Raw genomic sequence first — 16236 nt, forward strand, 5'->3', positions numbered from 1 at the left:
ATCAAACAGAAGCAAGGATATCCGGACGTGAACAGATACTTTATATATTTAGGTTATAACGGCAAGAAGTTTTGTGGCTGGCAGATACAGCCGAATGGAATCACAGTGCAGCAATCCGTCGAAGAGGCATTGGCTACGTTGTTGCGACGGCCGGTCCCGGTCGTGGGAGCCGGGCGGACGGATGCCGGCGTGCATGCCCGCCTGATGGTGGCTCATTTCGACTGGCAGGAACCGATCGCCGACCTCGCTTTCTTGGCGGAGAAGCTGAACCGCCTGCTTCCCAAAGATATCGCGGTCTACCGTATCGTGCCTGTGCGCCCCGATGCGCATGCCCGGTTCGATGCCACTTCGCGTACCTATAAATATTATATCACGACCCGGAAAGACCCGTTCAATTACGAACAGGTCTATCGGATTCCGGGCAAACTCGATTTCGACGCGATGAACAAGGCTTGTCCGGTTCTGTTCGACTATATCGATTTCACCAGCTTCAGCAAGCTGCACACGGACGTGAAGACGAACAACTGCCGCATCTATAAAGCCGGTTGGGAGCAGGAAGGCGATGTCTGGGTTTTCACCATACAGGCGGACCGTTTCCTGCGCAATATGGTGCGTGCCATTGTCGGGACACTTTTAGAAGTGGGACGAGGCAAGCTCTCCGTCGACGGTTTCCGCCAAGTAATCGAAGCCAAAGACCGTGGCCGCGCCGGAACCTCCGCCCCCGGACACGCCCTTTATCTGTTCGACGTCACCTACCCCGAAACTATTTTCCTTTAATTTTTTAATTCTTAATTTTTAATTCCCATGTGGATTGGATTAGCTTTTATGTCAGCCTTCCTGTTAGGCTGTTATGAAGTAAACAAAAAAATTTCGTTGGATGGCAATGCCGTTATCCCGGTTCTGTTTTTCAATACATTGATAAGCAGTCTTATCTTCGTCCCTTTCATTTTTCTTTCGTTCTTTACGGATGTGCTCGACGGGACGATGTTGTATGTGCCGCGTGTCTCCTTTGAGACGCATGCGGCCGTGTTCGTAAAAGCCGTGATCGTCTTGTCGTCGTGGATATTCGGCTACTTTGCCTTGAAACATTTGCCGCTGACCATTACCGGGCCGATCAAGGCTACGCAGCCCGTCGTGACGCTGGTGGGAGCCATGCTTGTCTTTGGCGAACGGCTGAACCTGTACCAATGGGTCGGGGTGGTCCTTTCCATTGCCTCCTTCTATCTTCTTTCCTCATCCGGCAGAAAAGAGGGCATCCGTTTCACGCATAATAAATGGATCTTCTTTACCGTCTTGTCCATCCTCACCGGAGCGGCGAGCGGCTTGTATGACAAATATCTGATGGGAAGTCTGGATGTGATGACGGTGCAGGTCTGGTTCAATGTCTACCAGTGCCTGATGATGTTGCCGATCCTCCTGTTTCTCTGGTATCCGCGCCGCAAAAGCACGACGCCTTTTGTGTGGCACTGGAACATTATCTTTATCTCCGTCTTCCTCTGCGTGGCGGACTGGATTTACTTTTATGCCCTGACTTTCCCCGGTTCGATGATCTCCATCGTCTCGATGGTCCGTCGCAGCAACGTGCTGGTCACCTTCATCGCCGGTGCTTTGTTCTTCCACGAAAAGAACCTGAAAAGCAAGGCGATCGACCTGTTTTTAGTATTATTAGGAATGATATTCCTGTATCTCGGTACTCGCTAAAGGTCTCCGGTTTTGAGGTTTGAACAAGTCTTCTTTTCCGAAGAAGACATTTCCGTCTTCGGTCTCAGCAGAGATGACGACACCCACGAATGGGTTGTTTTCCACTTCGATAATTGTCCCTTCTATCCAATTTGGCAAGTGGGTAAGGTCTGGGGAAATTAATATTTTATCTCCTACTGTTTTCATATACGTTACCTTTTACGATTACTTATGGCAAAGGTAGATATTTTATTTTTATCTTTGTCTCCCTATAAATTCAATTTAAGATATGAAACGATTATTTCTTTCTATACTGCTTTGTGCATTTGCGTGGGGGATGAAGGCGCAGGAGATGGATGCGGTCTTTGTCGCCATGCCCGACCAATACGTGCCCCAACTCGAAAACGCCTGGCGTAAGGATTTGATAGATTTGTATAAATCGGGGAAGGAGGCGAAGCTGAAAAACACCATGAACGGCTTTTCCACCCTGAAGAAGCTGACGGACGATTACCTGTTGTTGCAGGTGACGGATCGCAGCACGGTGGAGATGAAACTCCTTCCGCTCGTCAACGATACCTATGTCGTTTGTATGGTCACGACCGTATGCGGCCCCGTTCCCGACAGCCGGGTCGAGTTTTTCACGACAGACTGGAAACCGTTGGAGGCCGCCGACCTGTACACTCCGGTCCCGGCAGAATGGTTTGTCAAAGACGATACCGACAAGGACCGTACCGCCTTCATCGAAGCGGCCGCCCGCCTGGACATGGACCTGCGGAAATATTCGCTCAGCCCCGACAACCGGACGTTGACGGTCGAATACACGACCCCCCTGTACCTGACGAAAGCCGAACGCCGGCAGGTGGAACCTTTCCTGAAGACCGAACCGAAGGTCTACACCTGGGAAAAGTCGCATTTCAAGTAAAACGATCCCGTCTCAGTCCACATTCTCCAGATAGGCTTCCAGCGATTCCTCTTTCCTGAGTCCGAACTTTTTGCGGATGCGGCTTCTGCCCGAATTGACGCTGGCACGCGATATCCCCAGTGCCAGTGCGATCTCGTCCGTGTTCTGGTTCAGGTGGATGAGCATGCAAAGGAGCTCGTCCGATTTGGTCAGTTCGGCACAACGGGCCCGCAGTCCCGGTAGGTAGCGCGGATAGAGCGCGGCGAAGGATTGCCGGAAACGCTTCTCGTCCTCCCCGCTGAGCAAAGTGGGATCGAGCTTTTGGCGCACGTGGTCGATGGTCTCGTTGTGCACCGCCTGTTCCAGTTCGAAGCTCAGTTGTTCGTTCCGCCGGTTCAGTTCCTGCTGGGCCGAGAGCAATCCGTTCAGTTGGCGGCGGTGCATCTCCTGCTCTTCGCGGTGCATCCGGCGGCGTTGGAAAAGATAGGCGACGGCGCCCGCCAGCAGGCATCCCGCCAGTATCAGGATGATGTGCATGTAGACCAGCGAACGTTCCTTCAAGGCCACCTCGGCCGTCAGCACGCGGTTTTCCTGTTCCTTGCGGCCGGTCTCGTACCGGATGTTGGCGGCGATGGTCGCGCGGATTTTGTCTTCCTTGCGGACAGAGTCGCGCAAGGCGATGAAATGCGGGAACAGCGTCGCCAGTTTGTCGTTCAGGCCTTGCGAGGCATACATCTTCATCAACTCCCCGTACGCGTGGTCGAGGTTTTCGTCGAACTGTTGGGCGGCAAATTCGCGTGCCGCCTCTTCCATTATCGGGATTCCTTTGCCGGGGTCCCCGTTCTTGGCGAATGCCAGCCCTAACATGAACTGTTCGGTTGTCGTATCCCTGAGCGTGTCGGCGCAGCTCTTTTGCAGTAGCGCGATCGCTTCGGGCAAGGCGCCGGGAAAGCGTTCGGAGTGGTCGACCATGAAGATGGCCCGGTCCGACCTGATCCCGTCCGCCAGGCTCTCCGCCCTTGCCTTGTCTGCGATGGCGGCGGCCGCCCGCAATGCCTCTTCGAAGCAGACCAAGGCGGAATCCGTCTGCCCCGACTCGTCAAACAGGTTGCCTCTCATCCGGAACAGGTCGGTCAGCAGCAGCCCGTTCCGTTCGCGGCTGGCCTGTATGGCGGAGGCGTTTGCTTCGAGCGCCTTGTCCGACATGCCCAGGCGGGCGTAGAGGTTGGACAGGTCTCCATAGAGGTAGATGGCCCCTATCTTTTTGTAGCCGGGATGGCTGCGCAGGTAGTCGACGCCCTCTTGCAGGCATTCCGCGCCCTTTTCATACTGGCCGGTGCGGTTGTAGAAATATCCCATCTGCGAGAGGATGTCGGTCGGGTCCTCGAATTGTCCGCCTGCCCGGAAAGCCCGGACGGCCCGTTGCTGCATCGGGATGTATTGTTCGGCGGGCCGGCTGTAGCGTTGCAAGGTACGGGCGACGAGGTGGGCGAATATCATCTCCTGCGTCGCGTCGCCGGCAGGCGGCAGCGAGGCGGCTTCGCGCAGCAGGGCTTCCGAATCCCCGTCGCCGGTAAAGCGGGTCGCCAGGCACCGGTAGGCCGTCAGGTAATGGAGGCAAGGCCCGGTCAGGTAGGGGTGGCGCGTGTGCGCCAGGCTATCCGTGATCTGTTTGAACACCTCCTCTTTGTTTTCGTAATAGGAAGAGTTGTAGAAATATTGCAGCGCGATGCCGGTTTCGGCCCGCAGGCTGTCCCGGTTGCCCGCCGGAGAAGCCGGGAAATTCCGGAAGATCCGGCTGTAGACGGTGAAAGCCGAGTCCGTACGGTCGGCTTCATAGAGCGTCCGGCATTCCCGGTTCAGTGCTTTCAGCGCTTTGTCCGTCCCCCGGTTTTCCCATCCGGCCGTCGGCGACGAGGGATCTTCCGCCGTGCGGCGGCAGGCCGTGAAGGCGATAAATGCCCCTGCGAGGGCGAAAACGAGCATTTGTTTCTTCATCATCTTTTTTTTCGACAAAAGTAGTCGAACGTTTGCAAAAACGGTCGGAAATCGGACGAAATCTATTGAATCGTCTATCGGTTTCCCCTTGCCGGCAGCTCGAACCCCTCTATATTTGTTTCTCTGAAAGGGCATGGGGACCGTGGCGAGTAATAGATGATTATCAAGCGTTGTTTCCAATAGAAAAATGCTATTGTTCAGCCGTTGTACAGACTATTGCCCATAAAAGTAAAGCGGAGGTACGAAATGGATTGCGTTACTTTGAAAGCACGGAAAGAACAGTATGATGAATAGAAAGCAAATAGCGACAATGGTCTTGCTTTTCGTCTTCTTCGCCTTCGTAGGCATCGGGATGGAAGGGGCAGCGACGGAGGACCGCGGAAGATGGCTGGCGGCCGTTGCGGTGGCTTCCTTTTTCTGTGTCGCGTTTGTCCTGGTCACCGATTATCTGTTCTGGCAGTTCTTGGTGCGCAAGATCGACGACCGCCTTGAAAAGTTGCAGGACCTCCTCGACCGCCACTCGCGCGAGTGTCCGGTGAAGAAGGAGCAGCTGCTTGCCGGATGCCTGGCGGTGGATGAGACGGGAAAGAAGGGAGACGCGTTCCGCCGCACCTTCACCGCCATCTATCCCGCTTTCCTGTTCCGCCTGCGCGAACTGGTCCCGGGCATCACGCCGGTCGAAGAACTGCTCTGCATGCTGATCAAGATGAACCTGAACAGCCGGGAAATCGCCGACCGCATGTCCATCTCGCCCGGCAGCCTCCACACCACGCGCTACCGCTTCAAGCGGAAGTTGCCGTTGCCGGAGGGCGTCACGATGGACGATTGGATACGACAGATCGAATAAAGAACCTCGACGGGCTGAAGATACTGTTCGACAGCTATTGGACAACTGAATGGCAGGCGGTTCGAGGCTCCGAACCTGTTCGGGAAGGCAAATGGCGGGCGGTTCGAGGTTCCGAAGTTCTTCGGAGAGGCAAATGGCCTGCGGTTCGAGGTTCCGAAGTTCTTCGGAGAAGTGAACGGCCTGCGGTTCGAGGTTCCGAAGTTCTTCGGAAGGGCGAACGGCCCGCGGTTCGGGGTTTCGAACCTGTTCGGAGAGGCGAACGGCCCGCCATTCGGGTTCCCGAAGCTGTTCGGAGGGCCAAATCGCCTGAAAACGATACGATTTTATTGATATTGACATTTTAAAATAAGAAATATGGTAAAACAAATTAAGACTTTCAGCATCTCGCGACTCACCGTGGGGTCGACAAGCGATTTCCACAGCAAGGTGAACGAACTGATCGTGAAGGCTACGCCCTCCGCGCTCTATATCGTGGACCAGGCGGCGCTCTATGCCGAGGCATGTGCGCTGCTGGCTTCGATCGTCAACCGCTCGACCACCTTCGTGGCTACGTCGGAGATGAAAGCGGAAGACAAGAGACGCGACAACCTGGTGGGCGTCGTCAGCAACGTCGTGCGTGCCCACAAGACGAACCCGATCGCCGCCAAGCAGGCCTACGCCATCCGGTTGGATGCCGACCTGGCCCCTTACAAAGGGATCGGCGGTGACGAATACAGCAAGCAGACCGCCGAGGTAAAGGGCATGTTGGCTGTCCTGGCGCTCGAAGCCAATGTGGCGGCGGTCAAGGCGTTGGGCCTGGAAGACGAAGTGGCGGAGCTTGCCAAGGCGAACACCGCCTTCGAAACGGCTTTCCTCAGCAAGGCAGGCGAGGCGTCGACCCGCTTGGCACAGACGGATGTCAGCTCCGACCAGGCCGTCGGGACGGCTAACGAGCTTTACGGGCAGATCATCACCATTGTCAATGCCTATGCCATTGTCAGCACCAGCGATGTGATCGAAAAATTCATCGACGACGTCAACGGCCTCGTCACCCTCTACGCCTCCATCGCCGGCAGCAGCACCTCCGGCGGCAGCGGGCCTGACAGCGGCGGGGGCGGGGGCGAAGAGGAGCGTCCCGGTGAATTGTAGGAGGTTGTTACTTTTCTCTTGAAAGAAAAGTAACCAAAAGTTCAAGGCTTAAGCTGCCTCGCTACTCCGTTCCCTTCGTTCGCTGTCGCGTCTGAAACTCGCTTCGCTCAAACAGCAGACGCTCCGGACGCTCACTGCGGTCTCTGCGCTTGACGCTCACCAGCTTAGGCCGGAGATAGAGCCTGACGGCTCTTTTGGGATGGCCGATGCTGACACCTATATGACTGACGGAGAAGCCTTGATCTTTTGGTTGCTTTCGGGTCAAGCCGAAAACAACGGATAAATCATCATCATTTAATAATATACATCTATTTATGAACGACTTTTTACTTATAAAAAGAAACCACCGCGCAGCGCCCCTCCGGCTCGCTGCGCGGATAATCAGTATCATGATACTGGCTTTTTTATGGCCGGCGAGGGGAGGGGCGCAAACAGAAGGAGGCCTTTCTGATCTCGATGTGAGTAACATTAATGGAAAACTAACTCTGACTTATAAGCTGAAATCCGGTTCGCAAGAATATGCCTGGTATTACAAGATCGGTGAGGCTGACGAAACCGAATTTACCGGTACGTTGAAGGGAACAAATGAAAACTGGTCGCATGGGTCGATCGATATCAAAAGCGAGAAAGCGATAAACGATCCTGATCATAATATGCTTGACAGCTACCCGATCCTAAAACTGGATGAGCTAAACCTGACCTACAATGCCAACGACTCATTGCTTTATATGGTAGAGGAGGGTGGACCGCTCTATATCCAAGCGACAGGCAGCTCTGCCAGTACCTTGAAATGCCAAGGAGTAGTAATCAGCAACTACAAAGGGTGCGACCTGCTTCTGGATGGTGGGGCTGCCGGATTGAATATCCTTGGGGAAGGGAAGTCAAATGGAATATATTTGTTCGCCAGTAATCATTCAGTAGACGCCATCCTCAAAGGCAAAATAAATATCGTAGCGGGTGGCGAATATGCTGTGTCGATAGGGAATAGCGCTTCTTTATCTGCGGCCGAAAATGCGAAAATAACGGTTTCTGCGGAATCAAAAGCAATTCTTGACAATAATGTAAAATCCCCCTTCCTCAGATGGGAGTTTGACACCGCCCCGGAGAGCAACAAGACGCTGGAAATAAAAGATGCCAACGGTAACTCGTTTAGTCCGGCTATCCAATTCAAAACCGATGGCACAATGAAGAGTTTCGCCATCAACGTACAGAAGGACACCGGCTACACCCTTTGGTTGGACGATGATATATTCATGATTAAGGATAAAACAACCGTCTTTACGGCGACGGACAAAAAATTATTCATCATCGAAGGAATGCAATTTCCTGGCGACTGGTCCGTCTACGGTCAGACAGCCCATGTCGGCCCGGATGGCACCGATGTCTCCGTCTCCGACGCAACCTACACCGTCAAGACCCCCCGCGGCCTCGCGTGGATCGCTTGGGTGACGAATAATGGGAAGACCGCCAATACTACTACCAATATCACCAATACCGGTGATGCTTACTATCCTGCCAATGCAGGCTTTAAGGACTGCACGGTTAAGCTTGCCAACGATATCTCGCTGGCTACGCCTAAGGGTGTCGCCGCTGATTTCAAGAATAATTGGATGCCGATAGGGACTTATAGCTACCTTTCAGGCACCGACTACACTAAATGCTTTCAAGGCACCTTCGACGGGAATGGCAAGACCATTACCGGAATGACGATCTCCTCGGCCTCGGTAAACTATGTCGGCCTTTTCGGCTATCTGTATGGAGCGACCGTGAAGGATCTGACGATGGCAGATGAGGAAAACACCCAAACAATTGATTGGAAGACTATTCCGAATAGCTCTGGTGACGCCAACTACTATCTTGGCAGCATTGCGGGGGCTGTGGCGAAAGGAAAAATCATCAATTGCCATAACCGATGCGCGGTCAGTTTCTCTGTGTCTGACAAGAAAGGGAGTGTCGGTGGAATTGTCGGTGTAATAAATGAAAACTCGGTGGTTAGCGCTTGTTCAAACAGTGGAACTATCAAGATGCAAGGATCGTTTGGTTATGGTGGTGGAATCGTAGGGGAAAGTGCCAAATCTTCTATTGTTTCCTGCTTCAACACGGGTAACGTTGATGTTAACGCCGGTGAAAGTTCCGCCTATGCGGGCGGTATCGTGGGCGACAGTGATACTAATGGTAGTAGCAGTAATCCAGGTCATATATCGCACTGCTATTCAACAGGGAATATAACCGCTAAAGCAAGCTCGGCCAGTACTTCCGGCGGTATTGTCGGAGGTGCTCAATATGTGGTTATTAAATCTTGTTTTGCCACGGGTACTGTTTCCGCGGAATCTTCAGGCAGCAGCAGCGACGCTGCTTATGCAGGCGGTATTCTCGGGTGGATTTGGAACCCTAGTAGCGTTACCGTAGAGGATTGCCTCGCCTTAAATACCGGCGGCATTAAAGCTACCGGAAACGTCTCTACGAAACTGGCCGGTCGTATCGTCGGAAAGAACAATGAGAGTGGTAATGGTACTGTTACCCTTTCCAGCAACTACGCCAGCGTCAATATTAAACTGACGGTAGGAGATAATACTGCCGCCCCGACCACCGGCATCGCCGTCGATGCGATCAACGGGGCCAACGTCTACCTCGATGAGGTCGCTGCCGTTATCGCCGGTTGGACAGGCGAGGGCAAAGCCTTCACCGCCATCGATACCACCGAAAACGGCAAGCTTCCGCGACTGAAAGTCATCACCGGCTATAATGCCGACGGACTGCCGGCCGCTTACAAGGAAGATTCTTTCATCCCCGGCCAGCCCGACAACTTGACCTCTTCCACCTATCTGCCTTACCCTGATCCGCTGTCTTTGTCTTCCGACAACACAGATCTCATCACCCTCTCTTGCTCCAATGGCAAATGGAGTTACAAAAAGGGAGAAAGTGAAGTTTCGACCCGTTTCGACGGCACGGTCAAGATGGCCGAAGACGTATCTTCGTCCACCAACAAACTCCGCATCTCCGCTGCCACCGGCAACCCGACGCTGATGTTCGACAAAGTGGAAATCAAACCGACCGGCGCTGCCGCCCTGACCATCGGGTCCGATTGCGTCCTGACCCTCAACACGACGGGAGAGGTCACTTCCACCCTTAGCGCATCCGGCGCCTCTACCTTCGTGAACAAAGGCTCTGTGACGCTGACGGGCAAGGGCCTGTACATCGGGAATACCGGCACGACCGATACGCATTACGGCCTCGATAACTCCGGCTCCTTCACCGTGGCCGATCCGTCGTCGACCTCCGTCACCTTCCATTGCGCCAACGCCGCCATCCATAACACCGGGACCCTCGGCAACGCGTGGATGGAATGGCAGTTCGCTGCAACAACGGAACAAAACGATGGAAACGGCACGAACGATGCCCAAATCGCCTTCGCCGCCACCGATGCCGCCGACCCATTCCCGGCCGCCCGACTGCGCCAGGGCAAAACCTTTGCCACGACCGTTACGGCAGGCAAGACCTACCGGCTCTGGACGGTGACGAATGGCGGTGCTGATAATGGCACTGAAGTCCGTACCCGCCAGCAAGGCCTGACAGCGGCCACCCCTGCCGAACCGGTCGTCTATTTCCAGGCGCCTGCCGATAACGGGGTCGCAGCCTTCACCGGCGTGAAAGCCGCTATCCCGGTGGCCGTCACCCAACCGGCACAGGGAGGCGGCACGATCTCCGTCTTCTCCGGCGACAGCCTGTTGGCAAAGGAGGACACCATCCCGAACGGAGTTAAGCTGGCACTCAAATACTACCCCTTGCCGGGCTACGAGCTGAAGGATGTGACAATATCACCAACGCCGGGTGAAAACAATACCAATACTAATCCGCCAACCGAATATACTGTCCCGACCGATGCTACGGCCGTTACCATCACAGCCGCTTTCAAGGCAAAGACTGTCGAGCCTGCCGACACCACCCAGACGGTTGTTGTCGCTGATGTAGACAAACTCCCGAAAACGCCGGTCGAAAAGCCGACTGCCGTGATCGATAAAAGCAATACTACCGCAAGCAGTAGCGCCGATTCCGAAGTCAAGCTGATCACCGGAACACTCGAAACCGAACATAAGGTGAGCGTGAAAGACACCCTCGAAAAGGTTGCCGCCGGTATAGGTGAAAGCAATATCATCTTTGCCGAAATCGCCCTGGTGGAAATCACGACTACCACCAGTAGCGGTAGCAGTGAGACCACCATGACCCCCATCCAGCCCGCAGAAGGGCACACGGTCCGTGTGGTCTATCCTTATCCTTCCGGCACGAACAGTAACGACAGTTTCGTCATCGTCCACTTGAAGACGGACGGCACGACGGAAGTCTACCGGGATGCACCCGACACAGGCAAGGGCGAAAAAGAGTTGAAGAAGACCGCTCGCGGCCTCGAATTCGACGTCGACAGCTTCAGCCCCTTCGGCATCGCCTGGATAAAAACCTACACGCCGCCGCCTTATGTCCCGCCTGTCACGAACTACTACACCGTCACCCTTCCCGACGTGGAGGGCGTCACGTTCAGTAAAAAGGCCGGAGCCTATACGGTCGAGGAGGGCTACAGCTTCTCGTTCGCCCTCGTGTTGCAGGAGGGCTACGAGCTGCATTCGAAGCCGGTCGTCAGGACCAGCCGGGGAGAAATACTCGAACCGCGTGCCTCGGACGGCAAATATGTCGTTCGCTTTGTCGAGGAAGACATCACGGTCGCGGTCGAGGGGATTGTCCGCAACGATGACCAGCCGACAGCCAATGCCGCCATTGCCTCCGACACACGGGTATGGGCGGCTGAGGGCCGGCTGCATCTTTCGCTCGACAGCCCGGCGCGTGTCTGCATCGTGGACATGGGCGGCCGTGTCTGCCTGCTCTTCGACGCGCCTGCCGGCGAAACGACGCGACCGCTACGTCCCGGCCTTTATCTGGTACGCCTCGGTGAAAAAGGGGTGTTCAAGGTCGCGGTAAGGTAAGTTTCAGGGGGTGTTATTAATCTGTATATTAGAACACAGATAACACAGATGAGACGGATTCACGCAGATTGATTATAGTAAATCAATAAAATAAAAACCTGCGGTTATCTGTTGAATCTGTGTCATCTGTGTTCTATTTTATATTTTGACACACCTTCCTGAAATCATAACACAACGTAAGCTATGACCGAGTTTCCGGACAGCCCCGCCCCGTAAATTCGAAACGGTTTTAGGGGGCATATTGCCGCATTATCCTTATCTTTGTGTGCATACTTAAAACAACGGATATATGGAAACGAGACCGATCAGAAAACTCCCGGTGGGGATACAGGACTTTACGAAATTGCGTGAAGAGAATTTTTTGTATGTTGATAAAACGGCTTTGGTCTATCGAATGGCTGTTTCCGGCAATCCTATATTCCTGAGCCGCCCGCGCCGTTTCGGCAAAAGCCTGCTGCTTTCGACGCTCGAAGCCTATTTCCTGGGGCGTAAAGAGGTCTTCAAGGGGTTGGCCATCGAGCAGTTGGAAAAGGATTGGAAAGTGTATCCGGTGCTCCATCTGAGTCTGAATGCCAAGTTTTACGAAACAAAGGAGAGTCTGGAGCAGATATTGGAATCTCACTTTATCCAATGGGAAAAGCAATATGGCGGGACTGACCGTGAATTGGGATACGAAGGCCGTTTCATGCAGATCATCCGGCAGGCCTGCGAGAAAACAGGTGAGAAGGTGGTGGTCCTGATCGACGAATACGACAAACCGCTGCTTCGCTCCTTGTTCAACGACGGTTTGCACGATCTTTACCGCGAAATGCTGACCGGCTTCTACACGGTGCTGAAAGATGCCGACCGCTATCTTCGTTTTGTGTTTATCACCGGTGTGACGAAGTTCTCGCAGTTGGGTGTCTTCAGCAACTTGAACCAGTTGATGGATATCAGCATGAATCCCGACTATGCGACCGTTTGCGGCATGACGAAGGACGAGATCGAACGTGATTTCCAACCCGAACTGGCTGCGCTTGCCGCCATGAACAGGCTGACTTACGAACAGGCGGTAAACGAACTGGCGAAACGTTACGACGGTTATCATTTCTCGGAGTTCCAGACGGAAGGGGTCTTTAATCCGTTCAGCGTGCTGAATGCATTGATCCAGCGTCGTTTCAGCAGCTATTGGTTTGCGACCGGCACGCCCACCATGTTGGTCGATATGCTGAAAAAGACGGACTACGACCTTCGGGAACTGGATGGCATAGAAGTGCCTGCCGCCGCCCTTACCGATTACCGGATGGATTTCCATAACCCGGTGCCGGTCATTTACCAGAGCGGCTACCTGACGATAAAGGAGTACGACCCCCTGAAGGACTTCTATGTGCTCGGCTATCCGAATGCGGAAGTGGAATACGGATGGTTGAATTTCATTACCCCTTATTACACGTCGATGTCGGAAGTGAATGCCCCTTTTTATATAGGGAAGTTCTGGGATGAGTTGCGTAAGGGGGATGTCGACGGTTTTATGGAACGCCTTCGCGCCTTCTTCGCCGGTATGCCTTACGAGTTGAACAACAAGACGGAACGTCATTATCAGGTGGTCTTCTATATTGTCTTTAAGCTGCTGGGACAATATGTCGATGCCGAAGTGCGGAGCGCCCGCGGGCGTGCCGATGCCGTGGTAAAGACAACGGATTACATCTACGTATTCGAGTTCAAGCTGAACGGTTCGGTAGACGAGGCCCTCCGCCAGATCGACGACAAAGGCTACCTGATCCCTTACGCCGTCGACGGCAGGCAACCGGTCAAAGTCGGCGCCTCCTTCGACAAAGAAGAACGCAACATCGGCGAATGGAAAGCGGTTTTCTGTTGACCGATCCGTTTGCCGTATTCTTTACCAGTCATATCCCGGTGCGCGGGTCGTCCCTTGTGTTACGATCTGCGCGTTGGAATTGAGTACGACGTGTATCTCGTTGTTGTCCTGTTTCAGTTCGAAATCGTAGAACAGGCCGTCCGGCCGTTCGATCGCCGTGATATCTTCTACTTTATATTGGTTGTAGGCGGAGCTTTGCAACGCGTCCATGACGGCGACAGGCACGTCGCGGGCGCTGATTTCCCAGTGCGTGGAAACCCATTGGTCCTTCGTGTCGAACCATACTTCTTTGTGCAGATTCTTTTCTTGTATATCCACTTCCGTCCCGTTAGTCTCCTTTTCGGATTTCAGGATCGTTGCGGCCGGATACTTATGTTTCAGGAAGTTCTGGATAGGGGCTGCGACATTCTCGGCAGCTGCCTTTTGTTTTTGCGGGCTGTTGCTGCATGTGGCGAACAGGGTGAGGCTGCATAGGCACAAGAGCAAGACGGATAATTTAGTTTTCATGACTCGTTGTTTTTTTATTGTTACTATTCGTGGCGGGTTCCCGATCGAACTCCGCCTCGAAAGAAACAATTCTTTTGCCGTCAAGGTTGTCCGCATGCATGAAAAAGCATCCCGGCATATAGATGTGAAAGTATTATCCGGCGGGTAAAAATTTTTTATAATGAACTCTTCGACAAGAGAAGCCGAGGCGCTTTTTTGTTTCCACTTATTGGCCGTTTTCTTCCGCATAACGGCAAAATCTGCAACTTGTCTGATTTTTGAAAAAAACTGCTTGCCTGAAAGAATGTGTTTTTATATATTTGAAAACTATATTTAGGTTTGTTTGTGGAAAAGAGATTGCAAGCAGAGTTGGGTACGGTGGTGTACAAATAATAAATATAATGCATATGAAAAGGTATTGGACAAATAGGGTTAAATGGGCTATCATTTTAGCTTGGGCAATTCCGGTTTTGGGTTTTGCCCAAGCCGACGGTTCCGGCCTGTCTGCTAAGGCGGGTGAGAACAAGAGATGGGGATATGAGAACAAGGGGGAGAAAAGCGGTTGGTGGCAGAAAGCCGCTACACTTTCCAATAACGGAATTTTGGGGACAGGGATTTCGTTTGGAAATCAGTTGGATGATATCTTGCATGTCGGTTATGAGACGGAATGGGCGATTCCCGCCCAGTATGAGAAGGTCGCCAAACGGTTTGAGGAAAACTTGGCAGGCGTGCAGCTGAACGGGAGAGTCGGTTTTGTAGACCGTTATAACCGTTTCATTATCGAACCGCAGTTTGAATCGATCGACAGGCTGGAGGGGTTCAGCCGGGGATTGGCTGCGGTGAAGAAAGACGGGATGTTCGGATTTATCGACAAGTCAGGCAAGTTTGTGATCCCCCCGAAATTCGAGTGGGCGGAGAATTTTGAGGAAAATGATCTGGCGGCCGTTAAGATGGATGGGAAGATCGGAGCGATCGATCTGAAAGGCGAAATTGTCGTTCCCTGTAAATATAAGTTGAAAGAGATGATGACCAAGTTGCCGACATCGAATAAGCTCTATAAGGAAGCCGCTAAAAAGGTGAAGTCCGACCGTGACAATGGGTTGTATGACGAGCCCCTGGCTAAGATAGAGGAAGCAGGGAAGACTATCGATGCCTTGATTTTGGATAGCCTTTATCGTACGCCTGTTCCGGCAGATTCGCTTTGGACCGTACCTATGCGCTATGAAGAGATCGCACGTGTAGGCGATGGTTTTGCTTTGGTCGCCCAGGACGATAAATGGGGAGTGGTTGACCATTATGGACGGTTGGTGATACCTTGTGCATTTGAAATGATCGAATATATGGCCGAAGGGGAAATGTTTGCGGTCTATGAAAATGAATCGGTCGGACTGTATAGTCGGATCGGGGCATTGGTTGTCCCGCCGAGTTACGACCGGATCGAACCCTTTGTGGCCGGAACTTCTGTGGGTTGGATCAATTTCGAGCATGGACAGATTGGGGCGGACGGACTTGTGATGGATGATCTCTTGGACCGGGCGTTTGCCAAGGCTGTTGTCTACGATGAAGCCGGTTTACATGCGGAGGCACGCGTGCAATATAAGAAAATATTATGTATTGATCCGACTTATGCAATGGTACATAACAACCTGGGTATTATGGATATCGAAGGTGAAAGCTTTAAAGAAGGAATGAACCGCTTGAAGATCGCCAATAAACTGGACCCTGATAACAAAGAGATAGAAGCCAACCTGAAACAAGCCAAGAAAGACAGGCGTGAACGACGGTGGAACCGGGTGGAACAAGGATTCATGACTGCCGCAAACATTATCGGAGTTGCTGCCGGAACAGCATTGGCTGTGGACGCTGTTGCGAATGGAGGTGGTGATATCGGTTCGGTCGGGCAGGCTGTGGGCAGCCTTGTTGAAGGCGATGTCGCCGGGTATGTGTCGGCAACGAGCAATATGTCGTTGGCTGCCCATGCAAATGACGGTGGAGGCTATGGCGGAGCCGATTATGGCAGTGGCGGAAGTTCCGGGGGAGGCGGAAACAACTGCGCTTTCTATCGTTCCGAAATCAAACGGCTCTCTTCCCGCCTGGCAAACGGGACAAAGGCGAATGCCGGACGAAAAGGAAGGGCGGAAGGTATGAACAAAGCCCACTCGATTGCACCGGATATGGCGGACGGGGCGAGTGCAAGCGATTATCGGGTCATCCATAGTTCGGATCGCTTGAATGACACATACGCGAAATCTTTGGAACAGATGCAGCGAAAGGCGATAAAGGCCGGGTGCACATTCTGAGAAACAGGAAGGGTCGGAAGTTTTTTCCGGCCTTTTTTGTTTTTTCCGGGTTTTCCATGTTA

General features: G+C 53.1%; 12 protein-coding genes. 9 read left to right on the top strand and 3 right to left on the bottom strand.

The window, feature by feature from the left end; genetic code table 11:
• Positions 1-27 precede the first annotated feature (27 nt).
• On the top strand, positions 28-777 hold the full coding sequence (gene truA, locus ACW6QF_RS07445; RefSeq protein ID WP_298553236.1) for a tRNA pseudouridine(38-40) synthase TruA: 750 nt from the start codon (positions 28-30) through the stop codon (positions 775-777).
• Positions 778-804: 27 nt separating this feature from the next.
• Entirely contained in the window at positions 805-1701 is an 897-nt protein-coding gene (locus ACW6QF_RS07450) for an EamA family transporter (protein WP_456087337.1), read from the top strand.
• On the opposite strand, the gene ACW6QF_RS07455 is transcribed toward ACW6QF_RS07450, so the two are convergent.
• Positions 1666-1887 (bottom strand): transcriptional regulator, encoded by a 222-nt coding sequence (locus ACW6QF_RS07455; RefSeq protein WP_456087338.1) that lies wholly within the window; start codon positions 1885-1887, stop codon positions 1666-1668. The two genes, ACW6QF_RS07450 and ACW6QF_RS07455, sit on opposite strands and share 36 nt — an antisense overlap.
• 82 nt (positions 1888-1969) lie before the next feature.
• On the opposite strand from ACW6QF_RS07455, the gene ACW6QF_RS07460 reads away from it, so the two are divergent.
• The gene (locus tag ACW6QF_RS07460; protein WP_456087339.1) at positions 1970-2602 is read left to right on the top strand and encodes a DUF3256 family protein; all 633 of its coding nucleotides are present in this window, start codon (positions 1970-1972) and stop codon (positions 2600-2602) included.
• A gap of 12 nt (positions 2603-2614) precedes the next feature.
• Here the strand turns inward: ACW6QF_RS07460 and ACW6QF_RS07465 are convergent, their stop codons facing one another.
• A complete protein-coding gene (locus tag ACW6QF_RS07465; RefSeq protein ID WP_456087340.1) occupies positions 2615-4714 on the bottom strand; it encodes a hypothetical protein in 2100 nt (699 codons plus the stop codon).
• A gap of 148 nt (positions 4715-4862) precedes the next feature.
• On the opposite strand from ACW6QF_RS07465, the gene ACW6QF_RS07470 reads away from it, so the two are divergent.
• The 4 genes from ACW6QF_RS07470 to ACW6QF_RS07485 all read left to right on the top strand — a co-directional run bounded on the left by ACW6QF_RS07470 (position 4863) and on the right by ACW6QF_RS07485 (position 13388).
• The gene (locus ACW6QF_RS07470) at positions 4863-5426 is read left to right on the top strand and encodes a helix-turn-helix transcriptional regulator (protein ID WP_456087341.1); all 564 of its coding nucleotides are present in this window, start codon (positions 4863-4865) and stop codon (positions 5424-5426) included.
• Positions 5427-5780: 354 nt separating this feature from the next.
• Positions 5781-6554 (top strand): DUF6261 family protein, encoded by a 774-nt coding sequence (locus ACW6QF_RS07475; protein ID WP_456087342.1) that lies wholly within the window; start codon positions 5781-5783, stop codon positions 6552-6554.
• Between the two features lie 314 nt (positions 6555-6868).
• The gene (locus tag ACW6QF_RS07480; RefSeq protein ID WP_456087343.1) at positions 6869-11530 is read left to right on the top strand and encodes a hypothetical protein; all 4662 of its coding nucleotides are present in this window, start codon (positions 6869-6871) and stop codon (positions 11528-11530) included.
• Positions 11531-11819: 289 nt separating this feature from the next.
• The gene (locus ACW6QF_RS07485; protein WP_456087344.1) at positions 11820-13388 is read left to right on the top strand and encodes an ATP-binding protein; all 1569 of its coding nucleotides are present in this window, start codon (positions 11820-11822) and stop codon (positions 13386-13388) included.
• 21 nt (positions 13389-13409) lie between these two features.
• Here ACW6QF_RS07485 and ACW6QF_RS07490 read toward each other — a convergent pair whose 3' ends face one another.
• A complete protein-coding gene (locus ACW6QF_RS07490) occupies positions 13410-13895 on the bottom strand; it encodes a PepSY-like domain-containing protein (RefSeq protein WP_456087345.1) in 486 nt (161 codons plus the stop codon).
• Between ACW6QF_RS07490 and ACW6QF_RS07495 the strand changes: the two genes are divergently transcribed.
• Both ACW6QF_RS07495 and ACW6QF_RS07500 read left to right on the top strand, forming a co-directional pair.
• A complete protein-coding gene (locus tag ACW6QF_RS07495) occupies positions 13894-14043 on the top strand; it encodes a hypothetical protein (RefSeq protein ID WP_456087346.1) in 150 nt (49 codons plus the stop codon). The two genes, ACW6QF_RS07490 and ACW6QF_RS07495, sit on opposite strands and share 2 nt — an antisense overlap.
• 238 nt (positions 14044-14281) lie before the next feature.
• Positions 14282-16174, top strand: a complete 1893-nt coding sequence (locus ACW6QF_RS07500) for a WG repeat-containing protein (protein ID WP_456087347.1) — start codon at positions 14282-14284, stop codon at positions 16172-16174.
• The last annotated feature ends 62 nt before the right edge of the window (positions 16175-16236 follow it).

It is taken from the genome of Parabacteroides sp., assembly GCF_977054455.1.

Bases quoted from the DNA above. Each gene is read 5' to 3' on its own strand.
- ACW6QF_RS07455 (WP_456087338.1), bottom strand. From the start codon at position 1,887: ATGAAAACAGTAGGAGATAAAATATTAATTTCCCCAGACCTTACCCAC.
- ACW6QF_RS07500 (WP_456087347.1), top strand. From the start codon at position 14,282: ATGAAAAGGTATTGGACAAATAGGGTTAAATGGGCTATCATTTTAGCT.
- ACW6QF_RS07495 (WP_456087346.1), top strand. From the start codon at position 13,894: ATGACTCGTTGTTTTTTTATTGTTACTATTCGTGGCGGGTTCCCGATC.
- ACW6QF_RS07490 (WP_456087345.1), bottom strand. From the start codon at position 13,895: ATGAAAACTAAATTATCCGTCTTGCTCTTGTGCCTATGCAGCCTCACC.
- ACW6QF_RS07450 (WP_456087337.1), top strand. From the start codon at position 805: ATGTGGATTGGATTAGCTTTTATGTCAGCCTTCCTGTTAGGCTGTTAT.
- ACW6QF_RS07465 (WP_456087340.1), bottom strand. From the start codon at position 4,714: ATGCCCTTTCAGAGAAACAAATATAGAGGGGTTCGAGCTGCCGGCAAG.
- ACW6QF_RS07460 (WP_456087339.1), top strand. From the start codon at position 1,970: ATGAAACGATTATTTCTTTCTATACTGCTTTGTGCATTTGCGTGGGGG.
- ACW6QF_RS07475 (WP_456087342.1), top strand. From the start codon at position 5,781: ATGGTAAAACAAATTAAGACTTTCAGCATCTCGCGACTCACCGTGGGG.
- ACW6QF_RS07485 (WP_456087344.1), top strand. From the start codon at position 11,820: ATGGAAACGAGACCGATCAGAAAACTCCCGGTGGGGATACAGGACTTT.
- ACW6QF_RS07480 (WP_456087343.1), top strand. From the start codon at position 6,869: ATGAACGACTTTTTACTTATAAAAAGAAACCACCGCGCAGCGCCCCTC.
- ACW6QF_RS07470 (WP_456087341.1), top strand. From the start codon at position 4,863: ATGATGAATAGAAAGCAAATAGCGACAATGGTCTTGCTTTTCGTCTTC.